Source organism: Nocardioides sp. Z30_9, assembly GCF_058215735.1.
In genome coordinates, this window is the sequence record NZ_JBZAJF010000001.1 from 639,536 (window position 1) to 657,024 (window position 17,489).

The 17,489-nt window shown below is 71.2% G+C and carries 17 protein-coding genes and 1 riboswitch; of the genes, 11 read left to right on the forward strand and 6 right to left on the reverse strand.

From position 1 onward, the window contains the following. Window positions 1-16 precede the first annotated feature (16 nt). The 9 genes from cpaB to AC4BGB_RS03250 all read left to right on the forward strand — a co-directional run bounded on the left by cpaB (window position 17) and on the right by AC4BGB_RS03250 (window position 9,619). Window positions 17-742 carry a Flp pilus assembly protein CpaB gene (gene cpaB, locus AC4BGB_RS03210; RefSeq protein WP_490544651.1) on the forward strand — a complete coding sequence of 242 codons (726 nt, stop codon included), beginning with the start codon at window positions 17-19 and terminating at the stop codon, window positions 740-742. Window positions 743-789: 47 nt separating this feature from the next. Beyond that, complete coding sequence (locus AC4BGB_RS03215) at window positions 790-1,968, forward strand: CpaE/TadZ family protein (RefSeq protein ID WP_490544653.1); 1,179 nt, start codon at window positions 790-792, stop codon at window positions 1,966-1,968. Then, on the forward strand, window positions 1,965-3,563 hold the full coding sequence (locus AC4BGB_RS03220) for a TadA family conjugal transfer-associated ATPase (RefSeq protein WP_490544655.1): 1,599 nt from the start codon (window positions 1,965-1,967) through the stop codon (window positions 3,561-3,563). Before AC4BGB_RS03215 ends, AC4BGB_RS03220 begins: the two co-directional genes overlap by 4 nt. Beyond that, window positions 3,560-5,563 (forward strand): type II secretion system F family protein, encoded by a 2,004-nt coding sequence (locus tag AC4BGB_RS03225; RefSeq protein WP_490544657.1) that lies wholly within the window; start codon window positions 3,560-3,562, stop codon window positions 5,561-5,563. The genes AC4BGB_RS03220 and AC4BGB_RS03225 overlap by 4 nt, the downstream gene beginning before the upstream one ends. Beyond that, window positions 5,563-6,498, forward strand: coding sequence for a type II secretion system F family protein (locus AC4BGB_RS03230; protein ID WP_490544659.1), 936 nt, complete (start codon window positions 5,563-5,565; stop codon window positions 6,496-6,498). The genes AC4BGB_RS03225 and AC4BGB_RS03230 overlap by 1 nt, the downstream gene beginning before the upstream one ends. Window positions 6,499-6,500: 2 nt before the next feature. After that, entirely contained in the window at window positions 6,501-8,021 is a 1,521-nt protein-coding gene (locus AC4BGB_RS03235) for a sensor histidine kinase (RefSeq protein ID WP_490544661.1), read from the forward strand. A gap of 36 nt (window positions 8,022-8,057) precedes the next feature. Further along, entirely contained in the window at window positions 8,058-8,696 is a 639-nt protein-coding gene (locus tag AC4BGB_RS03240) for a response regulator (RefSeq protein WP_490544663.1), read from the forward strand. Between the two features lie 221 nt (window positions 8,697-8,917). After that, entirely contained in the window at window positions 8,918-9,118 is a 201-nt protein-coding gene (locus AC4BGB_RS03245) for a Flp family type IVb pilin (RefSeq protein WP_490544665.1), read from the forward strand. Between the two features lie 297 nt (window positions 9,119-9,415). Continuing rightward, the gene (locus tag AC4BGB_RS03250; RefSeq protein WP_490544666.1) at window positions 9,416-9,619 is read left to right on the forward strand and encodes a Flp family type IVb pilin; all 204 of its coding nucleotides are present in this window, start codon (window positions 9,416-9,418) and stop codon (window positions 9,617-9,619) included. 162 nt (window positions 9,620-9,781) lie between these two features. On the opposite strand, the gene AC4BGB_RS03255 is transcribed toward AC4BGB_RS03250, so the two are convergent. The 4 genes from AC4BGB_RS03255 to AC4BGB_RS03270 all read right to left on the reverse strand — a co-directional run bounded on the left by AC4BGB_RS03255 (window position 9,782) and on the right by AC4BGB_RS03270 (window position 13,800). Then, window positions 9,782-11,044: a M48 family metallopeptidase gene (locus AC4BGB_RS03255; protein ID WP_490544667.1), complete on the reverse strand. Its 1,263-nt coding sequence runs from the start codon at window positions 11,042-11,044 to the stop codon at window positions 9,782-9,784. Window positions 11,045-11,049: 5 nt separating this feature from the next. Beyond that, window positions 11,050-12,249 carry a gluzincin family metallopeptidase gene (locus AC4BGB_RS03260; protein WP_490544669.1) on the reverse strand — a complete coding sequence of 400 codons (1,200 nt, stop codon included), beginning with the start codon at window positions 12,247-12,249 and terminating at the stop codon, window positions 11,050-11,052. Window positions 12,250-12,316: 67 nt separating this feature from the next. Next, window positions 12,317-13,300 carry a C40 family peptidase gene (locus AC4BGB_RS03265; RefSeq protein ID WP_490544671.1) on the reverse strand — a complete coding sequence of 328 codons (984 nt, stop codon included), beginning with the start codon at window positions 13,298-13,300 and terminating at the stop codon, window positions 12,317-12,319. 12 nt (window positions 13,301-13,312) lie between these two features. Further along, window positions 13,313-13,466: riboswitch (cyclic di-AMP (ydaO/yuaA leader) on the reverse strand. A 127-nt stretch (window positions 13,467-13,593) separates the two neighbouring features. Further along, on the reverse strand, window positions 13,594-13,800 hold the full coding sequence (locus AC4BGB_RS03270) for a hypothetical protein (protein ID WP_490544673.1): 207 nt from the start codon (window positions 13,798-13,800) through the stop codon (window positions 13,594-13,596). A gap of 134 nt (window positions 13,801-13,934) precedes the next feature. Between AC4BGB_RS03270 and AC4BGB_RS03275 the strand changes: the two genes are divergently transcribed. Further along, complete coding sequence (locus AC4BGB_RS03275; RefSeq protein ID WP_490544675.1) at window positions 13,935-15,686, forward strand: DEDD exonuclease domain-containing protein; 1,752 nt, start codon at window positions 13,935-13,937, stop codon at window positions 15,684-15,686. A gap of 31 nt (window positions 15,687-15,717) precedes the next feature. After that, complete coding sequence (locus AC4BGB_RS03280; RefSeq protein WP_490544677.1) at window positions 15,718-15,996, forward strand: Lrp/AsnC family transcriptional regulator; 279 nt, start codon at window positions 15,718-15,720, stop codon at window positions 15,994-15,996. Between the two features lie 31 nt (window positions 15,997-16,027). Here the strand turns inward: AC4BGB_RS03280 and trpD are convergent, their stop codons facing one another. Then, entirely contained in the window at window positions 16,028-17,056 is a 1,029-nt protein-coding gene (gene trpD, locus AC4BGB_RS03285) for an anthranilate phosphoribosyltransferase (protein ID WP_490544679.1), read from the reverse strand. A gap of 13 nt (window positions 17,057-17,069) precedes the next feature. Further along, window positions 17,070-17,489: an Rv3143 family two-component system response regulator gene (locus AC4BGB_RS03290; RefSeq protein WP_490546778.1), complete on the reverse strand. Its 420-nt coding sequence runs from the start codon at window positions 17,487-17,489 to the stop codon at window positions 17,070-17,072.

Consider the following 17,489-nt stretch of genomic DNA (forward strand, 5'->3'; position numbering starts at 1 on the left):
GTTAGGTCAACCGTTCATGGATCGCAGAAAAGTACTCCTCGTCGTCGCGGCCGTGATCGCAGCCTTGGGTACGTTGCTCGTCTTCCTCTACGTCCGCACCGCTGACAACCGGGCCGACCAGCGCTACGCCGCCGTCCAGGTCCTGCGCGTGGTCAAGCAGATCCCCGTGGGCGAGACGATCGAGGCTGCCCAGGCCGCCGGCAAGATCGAGACCGGGACCGTCTCCCAGCAGGACCTGCTCCCCGGTGCGCTCACCGGCACCGAGCCCGTCGCGGGCCAGGTCGCCGTCACCAACATCTACCCCGGCGAGCAGCTGATCAGCACCAAGTTCGGCGCCGCCGGCGCTGCCTCGAGCCTGACGATCCCCAAGGGCAAGATCGCGGTCTCGATCAACCTCTCCGACCCCGCGCGCGTCGCGGGCTTCGTGAACCCCGGCGACAAGGTCGCCATCTTCATGAACGGCACCGCAGGCGCCGGCACCTTCACCAGGCTCCTGCTCCCCAACGTGCAGGTCATCGGCGCGGGTACGACGACCGTCGTACCCACCACCACCACGGACGCCGCGGGCGCCCAGGTCGTCGACCAGCTGCCCAAGACCCTGCTCACCCTCGCGGTCAGCCAGGCGGAGGCGGAGCGGGTGCTCTACGGCAGCGGCAACGGCGAGCTGTCCTTCGGCCTGATGAACAAGGACTCCCAGGTCGCTCCCTCCGGCGGCGTCACCGGGTCGAACCTGTTCCAGTGACCCCGACCCGCTGACTCCCCCCGCCCCCGCTGAAAGGAAGGACCCCGATGCCGATCCTCGTCGAGGCTGACAGCACCACCGCCGGTGTCCTGGTCAACGCCCTGCCCGCCGGGTCCCCGGTCGTCTCGCGCCCCGACGACGTGGAGGGGCTGCTGACGGGACGCGGCCACTCGGCCGTCGTCATCGGCCCCACGATGGACATGGCCACCGCGACGCTGCTCGCCGACCGCACCCGGATCGGCTACCCCGCCACGAGCGTGGTGCTGATCCGCCACGACCTGCATCCCGAGATCTACGCCCAGGCCATGCAGGTGGGCATCATCGCCGTCGTCGCCGCCAACGACCAGCCGGCGCTGAACACCGCCCTGAGCCGTGCCCGCACCACCTGGGAGGCCATCCACGGCCCCACCAACCCGGGCGAGCGCGACGGCCGCGTCTTCACGGTCTTCTCCCCCAAGGGCGGGGTCGGCAAGACCACGATGTCGGTCAACCTCAGCGTGGCCCTCGCCCGGACCCGCGCGGAGGTGTGCGTGGTCGACCTCGACCTCGCCTTCGGCGACGTCGCCATCACGATGCAGGTCATCCCCGAGCGCACGATCACCGACGCCGCGGAGTCCGAGGCCGACCTCGACTACTCGCTCCTGCAGCAGCTGCTGACCCGACACGAGAGCGGCATCTCGATCCTCGCGGCCCCCACCCACCCCGAGGGCCGTGACCTGGTCACCGCCACTCTGGCGCGAAGCGTGATCCAGACCCTGCGCCGCCACTTCGACTACGTCGTCATCGACACCCCGCCCGGCTTCGACGACCAGGTCCTGGGTGCCTTCGACGAGACCGACGAGCTCGTGGTGATGGCGACCCTCGACGTACCGACGATCAAGAACACCAAGGTCGCGATGGAGACCCTCGACCTCCTCCACCTGATCCCGAACAACCGGCACCTCGTGCTGAACCGGGCCGACGAGGAGGTCGGCCTCTCCCAGGCGAACGTCGAGGAGATCCTCTCGATGCCGGTGGAGGTCTCCCTGCCCAGTACGCCGGCCGTGGCCAGTGCGACCAACCACGGGCGGCCGATCGTCCTCTCGAACCCCGGTCACCCGGTCTCCAAGGCCCTCGACGCCTTCGCGCAGAAGCTCGCCGGCAACACCGCGGCCGCGATGGCGGCCACCGCGCCCGCCAAGCGCAGCTTCTTCGGCCGGCAGCGCAAGCAGCAGGTGGCGCCGTGAGCAGCCTCAGCGACCGGCTCGCCGCCCTCAACCGGGCGACCCAGGTCCCCGGCGACGGGGCCGACCCGGCCGGTGCCACCCCGTCCGCCCCGGTCCCCAAGCGCCGCGCGGACGTGCCCATCGACGCTCCCCCGGCCACCGGGGTCGCCCAGGCGACGCCGCACATCCCCACGGTGACCCCGGGCACGCAGCCGGACAGCAGCGTCAGCGAGGCGGAGGCCGGCGGCTACCACAGCCCCAGCTCGAACGGCGCCAAGCCGGGCACCTCGACGAAGACGAGCTCGGTCGCGAAGACCGCCCGGGCGGAGGCGGTCAAGGACCGGTTCGAGGACCTCAAGGAGAACGTCCACAGCGAGCTCCTCCAGCAGCTCGGCCCCCAGCTCTACGACGCCAACCTCGACGCCGCCGAGCTCGAGTCCAAGGTCCGGGCCGTGCTCGGCGACGTCCTGGCCGGGAATAACCGCCCGCTGACCCGCGCGGACCGGGAGCGGATCACCCAGGACATCTCCGACGACATCCTCGGCTACGGGCCGCTGGAGCCCTACCTGCGCGACATCGACGTCGCCGAAGTGATGGTCAACGGGCCCTTCGACATCTACCTCGAGCGCCGGGGCAAGCTGGTCAAGGTCGACGGCAAGTTCAAGGACGAGGCCCACCTGCGGCGCACGATCGACAAGATCGTCTCGCGCATCGGCCGGCGCGTCGACGAGTCCTCCCCGATGGTCGACGCGCGGCTCCCCGACGGCAGCCGGGTCAACGCCGTCGTACCCCCGCTGGCGATCGACGGCAGCACCCTGACCATCCGTAAGTTCGCAGCGGACCCGCTGACGGTCAACGACCTGATCAGGTTCGGCTCGCTCAGCGACCGCACCGCCGACTTCCTCGACGCCTGCGTGCGCGGCCGGCTCAACGTCGTCGTCTCCGGGGGCACCGGCGCCGGCAAGACGACCACCCTGAACGTGCTCTCGTCCTTCATCCCGAGCGACGAGCGGATCGTCACCATCGAGGACGCGGCCGAGCTCCAGCTCAAGCAGGACCACGTCGTGCGCCTGGAGTCGCGTCCCGCGAACATCGAGGGCAAGGGCGCGGTCACGATCCGCGACCTGGTCCGCAACTCCCTGCGTATGCGGCCCGACCGGATCGTGGTCGGTGAGGTGCGCGACAGCTCCGCCCTCGACATGCTCCAGGCGATGAACACCGGCCACGACGGCTCCATCTGCACCGTCCACTCCAACGGGCCGCGCGACACCTGCTCCCGGCTGGAGACGCTGGTGCTGATGGCCGGCATGGACCTCCCCATCCGCGCGATCCGCGAGCAGGTGGCCTCCGCGGTCGACCTGATCGTGCACCAGGCCCGGCTCAAGGACGGCACCCGCCGGATCACCCACGTCACCGAGGTGGAGCGGATGGAGGGTGACGTGATCACCCTCCAGGACATCTTCCTGTTCGACAACTCCGCAGGCTTCGACTCCGAGGGACGCTCGCTGGGGACGTTGAGGGCCACCGGCCTGCGCCCCAAGTTCCTCGAGAAGATGCTGCACAACAACGTGACCGTGGACCCCCGCATCTTCGCCACCTCGGACTACCACCGATGAGCGACCTGCTGGTGCGCCTGCGCGGTGCCCGGAGCCATCTGGTCTCGGCAGTCCTGTTCGCACTGCTGTTCCTGCCGCTCGCGGCGACGGTTCCCGCCCACGCGGCGCTCCCCCTCGCTGACCCCGCTGGCGAGAAGGCGGCGATCGACCACGCGCTGCCGTCGAAGGGCAACCTGCGCCTCCTCGTCTCGGTGCCCGGCAGCGATGCGGTCGACCTCGGCTCCGTCACCGTCAGCATCGACGGCACCGAGGTGAAGGGCACCGCCAACGCCGCCTCGCAGAGCAGCGCGGTCTCCCGGACCTCGGTCCTGGCGATCGACACCAGCGCGAGCATGAAGGGACAGCGCATCGCCGAGGCCAAGAAGGCCGCGCTGGCCTACCTGGCCACGGTGCCTGCCAACGTGCGGGTGGGCGTGCTGAGCTTCGACTCCACGGTCAAGCTCGTGGTGCCGCCCAGCCTCGACCGCGACGCAGCCCGGGCCGCGATCCTCGGACTGAAGCTCACCTTGCAGACGGCGCTGTACGACGGCGTGCTCGGCGCCCTGAAGGCCGCCGGACCCCAGTCCCAGACCTCCGGGCAGCGCAAGATCCTCCTCCTCTCGGACGGCAAGGACACCACCCGCACCCGGCTGGACGACGTGGTCGCGGCGGTGAAGAAGTCCGGCGCGGTCGTCGACGTCGTGTCGCTGCAGGCCGGCGACGACGCCAACCGCCCGCTGAACGCGATCGCCACCGCCAGCAAGGGCACCATGCTGACGACCGCCGACCCGGCGGCGCTGACCGCGGCCTTCGCCAAGGAGGCCGCCGACCTCGCCCGCCAGGTGGTCGTGACCGCCGAGATCCCCGCAGGCATGGACAAGACGAGCGCGAACGTGGAGGTCGCCGTCCCCACCGGTACCTCGACGTACACCGCTGCGGCGTACGTCCCGGTGCAGCGCGAGGCCGACATCGAGGCCGCCAAGGCCGTGGCGGCCATACCGCAGGTGGTCGAGGCCGGCCCCTTCGACCTCTCCCCCACGGTGATGTACGGCGCGGTAGCGGCCATCGGGCTCGGCCTGCTCGGGCTGGTCGCCGCCATGGCCACCGGGTCCCGCAAGCCCTCCAACGACCTCACCCTCAACGAGCAGATCCGGGCGTACGGCGTGATGGCCGTCCCGGGCCAGTCCGGGCCACGCCGCGACGCGGAGCCGGCGAACCCGTTCGCCGGCCAGGCCAAGCAGGCCGCCGAGCGTGCCCTGGCGAACAACCAGAACCTCGAGGCGCGGATCGCGCACAGCCTCGAGGGCGCGGGCGTCGCCCTGCGTCCCGCGGAGTGGCTGCTGCTGCACGCGGCGATCGCCATCGGCGGCGGGCTCCTCGGGCTCCTGCTCGGCGCCGGCAACGTCGTCCTGGGCTTCGTGTGCATCGTGGTCGCGATCGTCGGCCCCTGGTTCTATCTGAAGCACAAGCGGTCCAAGCGGTTCAAGGCGTTCGGCCTCGGGCTGGCGGACACGCTCCAGCTGATGTCCGGGAGCCTGTCGGCCGGCCTCTCGCTCGGCCAGTCGATCGACACCATCGTGCGTGAGGGCTCCGAGCCCATCGCGGGTGAGTTCCGGCGCGTGGTGATCGAGAGCCGGCTCGGGGTGACCCTCGAGGACGCGATGGACGGCATGGCCGACCGGATGGAGAGCCGCGACTTCAAGTGGGTCGTGATGGCCATCAGGATCCAGCGCGAGGTCGGCGGCAACCTGGCCGAGCTGCTGCTGACGGTGGCCGCCACCCTGCGGGAGCGCGAGTACATGCGCCGCCACGTCCGGGCTCTCTCCGCGGAGGGCCGCCTGTCCGCCTACATCCTCGGCGGCCTGCCTCCCGGGTTCCTGCTCTACCTCACGCTGTCGAAGCCGGACTACGTGAAGCCGCTGTACACCACCCCCATGGGCTGGATCCTGTGCATCCTGATGGGTGTCCTGCTCAGCGTGGGCGTGTTCTGGATGTCCAAGGTCGCAAAGGTGGACGTGTGATGGGGATGGTGCTGCTCGTCGGCTGCGTGATGATCTTCGGGGCCGTCTTCCTCGCCCTCGCCTCGGTGGGGGGAACCACCAAGGAGGGCGCCGGGGTCGGTCGCTCCATCGCGGTGCTGGAGGCCCTCACCTCCGCGCCCGACGAGATGAAGGGCGACCTCGAGCCCTCGTTCGCCGACCGGGTGCTGTTCCCGTTGCTCGCGCGCAGCCAGCGCATGGGTCGCCGGCTCACCCCGGAGGACGCCAGCGAGCGGATCCGCGAGAAGCTCGAGCTGGCCGGCAACCCGTTCGGCTGGACCGTGGAGCGGGTGATGGCCGGAAAGGTCGTCGGGTTCGCCTTCGCCCTGGTGGCCTCGCTGGTGCTCTCCCTGATCCTCGGCCTCGGCTTCCTGCCCACGCTGGGCTTCGTCCTGCTCGCCTCGCTGGCCGGCTACATGGCACCGAACATGTACCTGCACCAGCAGACCTACGACCGTTCGGAGAAGCTCCAGCGGGCGCTCCCGGACGCCATCGACCTGCTGACGATCTCCGTGGAGTCGGGCCTGGGCTTCGACGCCGCCTGCGCCCAGGTCGCCCGGAACACCGACGGCCCGCTCGCCGACGAGTTCGCCCGGATGCTGCAGGAGATGCAGATCGGCCTCGGCCGCTCCGACGCGCTGCGGTCGCTGGCCGACCGCACCAACCTGCCCGACCTGCGCGCGTTCGTCAGCGCCATGGTGCAGGCCGACGCCTTCGGCATCCCGGTGGGCCAGGTCCTGCGGGTCCAGTCCTCCGAGATCCGGGTCAAGCGCCGTCAGTGGGCCGAGGAGGCCGCGCAGAAGGTGCCGGTCAAGATCCTGGTCCCGCTGATCTTCTGCATCCTCCCCTGCCTGTTCATCGCAGTCCTGGGACCCGCCGCGATGGCGATCATGGACAGCTTCCAGGGCAAGCTCTGAGCGTGACTGACGTAGGCCGGGTGGCACTCGCCGCCCGAGTGTTCACCATCGCGGCCCTGACCCCCCTGGCCGCGCTGGCCGGCGGCGAGTACGTCAAGGGCGCGCTGCTGGTCCTGCTCGCGGCCGCCCTGGCGATCGTGCTGTCCCTGACCCACCGGTTCTCCGAGCTCACGGTGGCGGTCATCGAGGGCATGGCCGTGGCGACCCTGGCCGTCCTGGTCTACCCCGACCACGCCAACATCACCCCCTACCTGGTCATCCCCGCGCTGATCGGCGCCCTCGATCGTGGCCTGCGCGGACTGCTCAGCGTCGTCGCGGCCGAGTTCGGGCTGCTCGCGGTCCTCTGGGCCGGAGTCATCCGGCAGTGGGACCGAGAGCTCGCCTCCAGCGGGTTCACCTGGCTGGCCACCGCCGTCGGCATCGGGCTGATGGGCTCCGCGCTGCGTCGTGCGGCGACCAGCCCCGACGCCGACGCCTCCTACCGCAGCGCGGTCGGGCTGATCCGGCGCCTGGAGGCGCTCTCGGGCAAGCTCAGCGGCGGGCTGGACTCGGTCGACATCGCCGAGCAGATCATGGTGGAGGCGGACCTGGTGGTGCCGGTGCGCTGCGCCGGGGTGTTCGTGCGCTCACAGAACAAGTCGATGTCCCCGCTGCGCTACTCCGTCGGCACCCAGCCCGGTTCGATGCCCTGGGCCGAGCCGTTGGCCGCCCAGGCCCGCCACGAGGAGGAGGTGGTGATCCGCGACCGGCACGTGGCCATCCCCCTGGTGGCCGGCGAGGAGACCGTCGCGGTCCTCGTGCTCGAGACGCTCCAGCCGATCGACTCCCACGCGGCGCTCGGGCTGCGCAACCGGCTGACGCGGCACGCCGTACAGCTCCAGGCTGCGCTGCTGTTCGGCCGCGTGCGGGACAACGCGATGAGCCAGGAGCGCCAGCGGATCGCCCGGGAGGTCCACGACGGGGTGGCCCAGGACGTCGCCTCGCTGGGCTACCTCGTGGACAACCTGGCCCAGTCCTCAGCCGACCCGGTCCAGCAGCAGCAGATCGCCCAGCTGCGCCAGGAGGTGACCCGGGTGGTCACCGAGCTGCGGCACTCCATCTTCGACCTGCGCCACGAGATCGCCGCGGGCGCCGGCCTCGGCGAGAGCCTCTCGGCGTACGCCAACCAGGTGAGCGCGAGCTCCCCGATGACGGTGCACGTCACGCTGGACGAGAAGGGCCCACGGCTCTCCAGCGACGTCGAGCACGAGCTGTTGCGCATCGCCCAGGAGGCGATGGCCAACGCGCGCAAGCACTCGGGAGCCGCGAACCTGTGGCTGCGGTGCACCGTGCGGTCCCCGTTCGCCGAGATCGAGGTGCGCGACGACGGCATCTCACCCCACGCCCCCAGGCCGGACTCGCAGGGCCTGATGATCATGCGCGAGCGCTCCCGGATGATCGGCGCGGAGCTGCACGTGCGCGAACCCGATCCCGAGAGCCCCGGAACACGCGTCCTGGTCCGTGTGGGGTCCCCGAACCGCTAGCCTGCACGCGGAGGCCGGACGACCACCGGGTGCCTGATGACGACCGTGCTGCTGATCGACGACCACGAGCTGATCCGCCAGGGGCTGGCGGGTGCGTTCACGCAGGCCGAGGGCTTCGCTGTCGCAGGCCAGGCAGGCTCCGTCGCCGACGGCCTCGCGCTCGCGCAGCAGGTGGCCCCGGACGTGGTGGTGACCGACGTCCGGCTCCCCGACGGCTCCGGTCTCGACGTGGTCCGGACGCTGCGCAAGGAGAGCCGCCAGATCGGACTGGTCGTGCTCACCATGTACGCCGGCGACGAGCAGCTGTTCGCGGCGATGGACGCCGGAGCGTCCGCGTTCGTGGGCAAGGACGCCCCGACCTCGACGGTGATCAGTGCCGCACGCCAGGCGATCGTCTCCCCTCTCACCTTCTCCTGCACCGGCCTCGGCGAGGCGATGATCAGGCGGATGAGCTCGGGGGCCCCCCGGCTCTCCGACCGGGAGCGCCAGGTCCTCGAGCTGCTCGCCGACGGCCTCGGCGTCACCGCGATCGCCGGACGGCTCTTCCTCAGCGAGTCCACGGCCAAGAGCCACATCGGCCGGATCTACGAGAAGCTCGGCGCCGCCAACCGCGCCCAGGCCCTGGTCACGGCGATGCGCCTCGGGCTGATCAGCGCCGCCACACCCCCCGGCTGAGCCCTTTTCAAGGGCTCCGCGGTCGTCAAACCGGCCGCGGTGTCAAGCGGTTCCGGGCGGCATGACCCAAAGGGACTAGTCCGCTAGTGCCAAGTGGGCCAGAAGGTTCAAACCGGACGACCAATGTCATGATCTGTCCGTTTTTGCCATACTTTCTGTACGCCGGGCCATGTGGGTCGGCCCGACCGAAAATCCACCTAGTTCCAGAGGGGAACACACTCATGCTCGAGTTCATCCGCACCATCACCGGCCGCCGCAACGAGGACGGCGCCTCCGCCGTCGAGTACGGCCTGCTGGTCGCCGGCATCGCCGCGCTCGTCGTGGTCATCGTCTTCGCCTTCGGCGGCGTCATCAAGGGCGCCTTCGAGAGCACCTGCAAGACCGTCAAGGGAAGCGGCAGCGGCTCCGCGCAGGCCTGCTGACCCTGCCCCAGGAACAGGCGCCGGGCCCGGTGGAGGGCAGCTGACTCCACCGGGCGCCGCGCCCGAGACCGGGAGACGAGCCGTGCGGCATTCGGGAGGGAGCCGCACGACCCGCCTCCCCCAGCTTGTCGAAGAAGTCTGCGCCACGAGCGCAGCCGTGCAGATGGTTCCGCTGCGGGCCGGCATCACGCCCGCGCACCGGGGGGTGGTGGAACCAGCAGCACCCGAGCGCCCGGTCCGCCACTGGTGTGGCGGGCCGGGCGCCCCCGGGGTCCCCCGCTCAGAGAGAAGAAACCCATGCTCGACCTCATTCGAAGCATCCAGTCCCGGCGCCGCGGCCAGGACGGCGCCTCCGCCGTCGAGTACGGCCTGCTGGTCGCCGGCATCGCCGCGCTCGTCGTGGTCATCGTCTTCGCCTTCGGCGGCGTGATCAAGACGGCCTTCCAGGGCACCTGCAAGAGCTTCAAGAACAGCGGCACCACTTCCGGTACCGCCTGCTGATCCGCCTCGGGCACGGATCCAACCACCTGAACCTCCTGCGCTGAACCAGTGCAGGCACGCCGCGGCTCCCCGGCGGGCGTGTCTGAGCAGCACGTCCGCGGCACCGGGGGTGGTAGTCGCGAGCGGGAAGCCTGGCCCGTCACCCCCGGGTGACGGGCCGGGTCATCCCGTCCTCTGCCGCTCCAGTGCCCGGGCCAGTCCCAGGCGCTGCAGGGTGGTCGGGTGGCTGCCGAACCAGAACTGGCTCAACTTCGGTGGGTCGTCGTCACTCAGGGAACGACGGGCCAGCCGCAGCTGCATCTGCTCGAACCCGGCCTCGTCGCCTGTCGCCTCCAGGGCGGCACGATCCGCACGCGCCTCCATCGCCCTGCTGATCGTGTTCTCGACCGGGCTCACCAGCAGCGACCCGACCGCGACCAGCGCCAGCAGCAGCGCGGCCACCTCCGGCTGGCCGGCGCCCTCGACGCCGGCCCGTGCGAGGAGGCGCCGACGGCCGAGCAGCAGGCCGAGAAGTCCGCTGGCCGCGACCACGCCGGTGGCGCCCAGGCTCGTGCCGAGGAGCACGTCGTGGTTGCGGGCGTGGCCGAGCTCGTGGGCCACGACCGAGAGCGCCTCGCGCCGGGGGACATCGTCGACCAGGTTGTCGTAGAGCACGACGCGCTTGGTGTTCCCCAGACCCGAGACATAGGCGTTCAGGGTCGTCGTACGCCGGGACGCGTCTGCCACGAGCACGTCGGAGACCGGCACCTTCTCCTTGCGCGCCAGCGCCATCACCTCGGAGCGCAGCTTGCTGTCGGGCAGCGAGGTGAAGTTGTTGAACAACGGCTCCACCACCACCGGGTACACCCAGGAGCCGAACACCGTGAGCACCGCACCGGCCAGGGCGGTCCAGGCGGGCCAGTGCCGCGGTGAGCGTCTCGCGGTGCCGACGACGAGCAGCACCACCACGGCGGCGAGCACCCAGTCGACCAGGAGCGAGGTGCCCTGGTCGCGGAGCCAGCCCGCCAGCGACTGGCGGGTGAGACCCTCCTCGAGCGCGTTGCGCCGGATGGCGACCGAGAACGGCGACACGGCCACCTCGCCCAACAGCACCAGGACGAAGGTGGCCAGCGCGACGCGCAGCCACCACGGTCGCGGCAGGCGCCGCGTCAGCCGCGCGCCCAGGGGGGTCAGCCCCAGGACCAGGGCCAGCACGAGCTGCACCGCCAGCGCTGCCCAGCTGAGGTGACGCTGCGCGGTGGCGTAGGCCTCGGCCCGACGCAGGTGCGCCGAGGAGAACACCTCGCTCCCCCGCACCTCGACCAGCTCGCCACCCGGGAGCCACGACCACGGGACGAACAGCACGCCCAGCACGACCAGGACCAGCACTGATCCACCGATGAGGCCCAGGCACAGCCGCACGCTGGGTCGCTGTCCGGGGGGCACGTCGCTCAGCCTGCCACCCCGGCAAGGCGGACCAGGTCACGGCGCCAGCGCATCACGAACTCTCGCTGCGTGGTGCCGACCCGGGTGCGGAACGCCTCCTGCGTCGAGGCGCCGGAGCCGACCGCCTCGTAGAAGGCGAGCAGGCGGTCCGCGCCGTACTCGCGCGCCAGGAAGCGGCAGGCCAGCCAGGCCTCCTCGTAGGTGGCGCCGAGTCCCGCCGCCGTGGGGTCGAGGTCCTCGGTGCTGGGCAGGTCACGAGGCGCCCCCTCCTTGCGGACCTTGGCCAGGATCTGGCCGGCGGCCACGTCCACAGGCACGCCCACGCCCTCGAGCGCGACGTAGTCGGCGAAGCCCTCCAGGAGCCAGGTGGGCATCGAGGTGAACGTGGCGTCGGTCGCGACGTGGGTGGCCTCGTGGGTCATCACCACCTGTGCGCCCCGGTCCTGCAGCTTCTCGAAGACGCCCGGGTTCACGAAGACCCGCACCGGCGCTCCGGGACGCAGCGAGCCGTCGGCCGTGGTGGTCACAGCGGCGATGTTGTCGTACTTGCCGGACTCCGCCGACAGCGCCCGGTCCAGCTGGGCCCTGCTGCGGGGAACCTCCACGAGCAGCGGACCACGCCACTGCGGGAGCACCTTCCGCACCTGGCGCAGCGCGGTGGTGACCAGGGCGGGATAGCGCCCCGCCGAGTCACCGGCCACGGCCAGCAACGACTGCGGCGTGCGTACGACGCTCAGCCGCTCCACCAGCCACAGCGGACTCCGGTCGTTCTCCCCGCCCATCGACGCGATCGCGGCGCCGTCCGGGCGCGGGACGAACACCACGCTGGTCTCGTGGTTGGCGGTCGACTCGTCGAGGCCGTCGTAGCGATAGGCGAGCTGGACGGTGCCGCGCCAGGAACCCTCGCCGAAGCGCGCCTGCTCCTTCCCGTCGAGCGGTGCCGCTTCCTCGACGTAGCGCATCGACAGCTCACCGATCCGGAGGTCGACCGAGTTCTGGAGGATCCCCTCCAGGAGCTCCCGGGCGCCGGGCGCGGCCACGGCCCCGACGGCTGCCCGGTCCTGCTCGCGCACGGCTGCGACGAGCGCGTCCAGAGCAGCCTGGGCGGTCCCGGGATCGCGGGCCTCGGCCCCGGGGGGCGCCTTGGGCGGCGCCACGTCGACCTCGCGGTCGCACCCGGCCAGCAGCCCGGCGAGCAGGGCCACGAGCAGCCCCGCAACAAGCAGGAAGCCGCCCGCCCCGAACGGGCGAGCGGCTCTGCGGGCGGGTCGGTCAGCCAGGGCGGACCGCGCCGACGTAGGGCATGTCGTGCAGGCCGGAGATCTTGACCCCGGAACCGGGGTTCAGCGCGTTCACGATCTGGCCGTCGCCGATGTAGATGCCGACGTGGCTGATCGGGCTGTAGTAGAAGACGAGATCACCTGGCTGCAGCTCGCTCTCGGAGACACGGGTCCCCGAATTGTACTGCGCCGAGGAGCTGTGCGGCAGGCTCACGCCCGCCTGCGCCCAGGCCATCATGGTCAGGCCGGAGCAGTCGAAGGACGACGGCCCGGCAGCGCCGTAGACGTAGGAGTTGCCGATCTTCGACTTCGCGTAGGCCAGCACCGGGCCGCCGAGACGCTTGAGCCGCTCGGCCGCGGCCTTGACCCGGGCAGCCTCGGCCTGCGCCTCCAGCCGCTTCAGGTGCGCGTTGGCGTTCGCCACCCGCGCGTCCTCGCTCCGCTTGCGCTCCAGCAGCGCCTTCTCGCGGCCCGCCTGGGCGTCGACCTGGCCGCGCACGGCCACCCGGCGCTCGTGGAGCTGCGCAAGCTTGATGTTCGAGTCGGCCAGGGCCTGTGCGCTGGCTCCCGCCTCCTCGGTGGTCAAGGTGACGTTGGACAGCAGCACGTCGGCGCTGCGCGAGAGGTCCTTGGCCGGGATCGAGGCGCCGGCGGCGCTCACCGAATCGCTGGAGACCGTGCTGGCCACCTGGGCGCGCAGGCTGTCCAGCACCTGGCGATGGTGGCGGATGTCGGCACGGACCCGCGCGAGCGTCGTGCGCTTCTTCACCAGGGTCGACCTGGCGGCGTCGTGCCGCTTCTCGGCGGCCTCGGCGCGGTCCGAGAGTCGGTCGACCCTCGCCTGCACGGCTTCGATGCCGTTCGGAGCGGCTGCGGCAGGCGCTGGCGCGACGACGCCGAGTCCGAGGGTGGTCAGTGCCGTGGTCGTGACCGCCGCGGCAATTCGGGCATGGGTTTTTTTCCGGCCGTCGAGCAAGATCGGTCGGTCTCCTCTTTGTCTGTACGCCTACCAGGTCAGCTGACGGATTCGGGCCCAAAGACGCCCTACCAGCCTCCGCGACACCTCAGTGACGCGTTGGCCGGATTCACCCCAAGTAACGTGGGTCCCCGGCTCCGGCACAGACACTCGGGAGTGACTGATTCAGACTCGGCGCGGCCCCCGAGCTCACCTGGTCGGTGTGCTGGTCCGAGGGCCCTAGGTTCAACACACTAAGCACGAAACCGCACGGTGGCCAACTCGGCGAGGGGCGCAAGGGGCTGTGTTCATGTTCACGCGGACTCCACCTCGGGGCCCGACATCGGTGTCACCATGCGCAGCGGCGGCACCAGTCCTGACTGGGCGAGAACGCCCAGAGCCTCCTGCTCCTCGCTGTCGAAGCTGAGCTCGGGAGGCGGCCCGAGCAGGACCGTCACCACGCAGTCGTGGCAGGACAGGCCACGCACCAGGCAGGTGTCGCAGTCGATGTGAACGCTCATCTGTGGGCTCCTCGGGGGTGGTGCTGGGGAAGTGATACCCGGACTCCACCACCTGCCACCGACAGTGTTGCTTTCGCCACGTCCACGGCCCTGCCTGGCGGCTTTTGTCGGTGCGGCTGCCTAGCGTCGTCCACGTGAGCAAGTGGTCCGCACAGATGAGCTTCGACGAGCTGGGGCGCCCCCTGCGTGATGTCACCTTCTGCGTGGTGGACCTCGAGACCACCGGCGCCTCGGTGCGAGGCGGGGCGATGATCACCGAGATCGGCGCGGTCAAGGTGCGCAGCGGCGAGGTCCTCGGCGAGTTCCAGACGCTGGTCAACCCGCACACGCAGATCCCGCCCTTCATCGCCGTGCTCACCGGCATCACCAACTCGATGGTGGCTTCCTCCCCTCCGATCGAGTCGGCGTTGCCCGCCTTCCTCGAGTTCGCCCAGGGCAGCGTCCTCGTGGCCCACAACGCGCCCTTCGACATCGGCTTCCTCAAGCACTTCGCCGCCGCTCAGGGGCACCCCTGGCCGGGGTTCGAGGTCCTCGACACGGCGCGGCTCGCCCGCCGCGTGATCACCCGTGACGACGCCCCCAACTGCAAGCTGAGCTCGCTCGCGGTGGCGTTCGGGTCCACGACCACCCCCAACCACCGGGCCCTCTCCGACGCCCGGGCGACCGTCGACGTGCTGCACGGCCTGATGGAGCGCCTCGGCGGGCTGGGCGTGCACACGCTCGAGGAGCTCTCCACCTACACCTCGCGGGTCAGTCCCGCCGTACGCCGCAAGCGCCACCTCGCCGAGCACCTGCCGCACTCCCCCGGCGTCTACCTGTTCCGCGACGAGCAGGAGCGGGTGCTCTACGTGGGCACCTCACGAGACCTCCGCACCCGGGTGCGCTCCTACTTCACCGCCTCGGAGAGCCGCTCGCGGATGGGCGAGATGGTCAACCTGTCGGCGTCGGTGACCGGTATCGAGTGCGCCACCCCGCTCGAGGCCCGTGTGCGCGAGCTGCGCCTGATCGCCGCCCACAAGCCCCGCTACAACCGCCGCAGCCGGCACCCGGAGAAGGTGCACTGGCTCAAGCTGACCGTGGAGCCGTGGCCCCGGCTCTCGCTGGTCCGCAAGATCGCCGAGGACGGCGCCGACTACCTCGGTCCGTTCAGCTCGCGCCGGGTCGCGGAGAAGTGCCTGTCCGCGCTGCACGAGGCCTTCCCGATCCGGCAGTGCAGCGACCGCCTGCCGATCACCCCGACGCGCTCCGCCTGCGTGCTGGCGGAGATGGGCCGGTGCCTGTCCCCGTGCGACGGCAGCATCTCGATGGACCACTACGCCGACCTCGTCACCCGGGTGCGCGAGAACCTGCTGCACCGCGCCGACGACGTGGTGGACTCGCTCACGGCGCGGATGAACCGCCTCGCCGAGGACGAGAGGTTCGAGGAGGCCGGAGTCCATCGCGACCGGCTCTCCGCGTTCCTCAGGGCGGCCGCACGCACCCAGCGCCTGGGTTCCCTGTCCTCGTGCGCCGAGCTCGTCGCCGCCCGCCGCGAGGACGACCACCGGTGGGCGGTGCACGTCGTGCGCCACGGCAGGCTGGCCGCTGCCGGGGTGATCCCCGCCGATGCCCATGCCGGCGAGTGGGTCACGCAGCTGCGCGGGTCCGCCGAGACCGTGCTCGGCGGCCCCGGGCCGACCCCCTCGGCGAGCGCGGAGGAGTCCGAGCAGATCCTGCGCTGGCTCGAGCAGCCCGGCGTACGCCTGGTGCACGTCGAGGGCGAGTGGACCTGCCCGGTCCGCGGCGCCACCCGTCACCTGGCCCTGCACGACGCCGTGGAGACCTCACGTGCCTCGCTGGAGCCCTTCGACGAGCGCCGCAGCCTCGCCACGGTCCACCAGCCCTGAACCGTGAGCCCCGACGGGATACCTTGGCCCCATGATCACCGCCATCGTCTTCGTGAAGGCCGACGTCGCCCGCATCCCCGAGGTCGCGGAGGCCATCGCGGCACTGGCCGGGGTCAGTGAGGTCTACAGCGTCACCGGCCAGATCGACCTGATCACGCTCGTGCGCGTCACCGACCACGAGGACGTCGCCCGTGTGGTGGCCGACCAGATCAACAAGGTCCCCGGCGTGATGGAGACCGAGACCCACATCGCGTTCCGCAGCTACTCGCGCCACGACCTGGAGTCTGCGTTCTCCCTCGGGCTCGACTGATATCTAGGGCCCGCACGCGCCTGGGCGCCGGTCAGCTGGTCGCTGCGACCCAGCGGTCGAGGGTGGCCTGAGCCGAACCGGAGTCGATCGCCTCGCGGGCGCGCTCGATGCCCGCCAGGAGCCGTTCCTCCAGCGATCCGTCCTGCGCCGCGTGCACCGCGAGCGCGGCGCCGGCGTTGAGCAGGACGGCGTCCCGGACGGGGCCGGTATCTCCCGCCAGCACGCTGCGGACCACGCCGGCGTTGTACACCGCGTCCTGGCCGCGCAGCCCCTCGGCGGTGCCACGGGGGATCCCGAGCTCGGCGGGGTCCAGCGTGTGCTCGACCACCTCGCCCCCCTCGACGGCCCACACGCTCGAGGTGGTGGTCGTGGTGAGCTCGTCCAGCCCGTCGTCGCCCCGGAAGACCCAGGCGTCCACGCCGCGACGGGCGAACACGCCCGCCATCACCGGGGCCATCGCCCGGTCGGCGCACCCGATGGCCTGTGCCTCGGGCTTCGCGGGATTCGCGATCGGGCCCAGGAAGTTGAAGGTGGTGCCGATGCCGAGCTGGCTGCGAGCCGTCGCGGCATGCCGCAGTGCCGGGTGGAAGGCCGCTGCGAAGCAGAAGGTGATGCCGGCGTCGGCACCGACGCGGGCGACCTCGTCGGCCGTGAGGTCGAGGCGGATGCCGAGCTGCTCGAGCACGTCCGCGCTGCCCGCCTTGCTCGAGGCGGAGCGGTTGCCGTGCTTGACGACCGGCGCTCCTGCTCCCGCTGCCACGATCGCCGACATCGTGGAGATGTTCACCGAGAACGAGCGGTCTCCCCCGGTGCCGACCACGTCCAGGACGCGTCCGGGCACGAACAGGGGCGTCGCGTGCACGTACATGGCGTCCACGAGTCCCTGCAGCTCATCGACGGTCTCGCCCTTGGCGCGCAGCGCCACGGCGAACCCCGCGATCTGTACCGGCGTCGCCTGGCCGGAGAGGATCTCCCCCATCGCCCACGCCGTCTGCTCGGAGCTCAGGTCGGCGCCCCCGACCAGTGACCCGAGCACCTCGGGCCACGTGATCGCGCCCATCAGCGGGTGACCGTCACGCCTGCGCCGCGACCCGCGAGCGCAGCAGCCGGGTCACGGCCTCGGCGAGCTCGATGGGGTCGAGCGGGTGGGCGACGGCGCCCTCGGCGCGCGACCAGGTCGCGAGCCAGTTGTCCTGCACCCGGCCGGTGAGCACCAGGACCGGAGGACATTCGTAGATCTCCTCCTTGAGCTGGCGGGCGATGCCGAGCCCGCCTGCGGGGACCGCCTCGCCGTCCAGGATCACCAGGTCGATCCCGCCGGCATCCATCTGCTGGATGACGACCGGCTCGGTGGCCACCTCGACGTACTCCAGCTGAGGAAGGTCGGGGTGGGGACGCCTGCCGAGGGCCAGGATCACCTGCTGGCGAGTGTCGCGGTCGTCGCTGTAGACGAGCACCTTCAAGGGCGCGGGCTGGCTGGTCACGCGGACGAT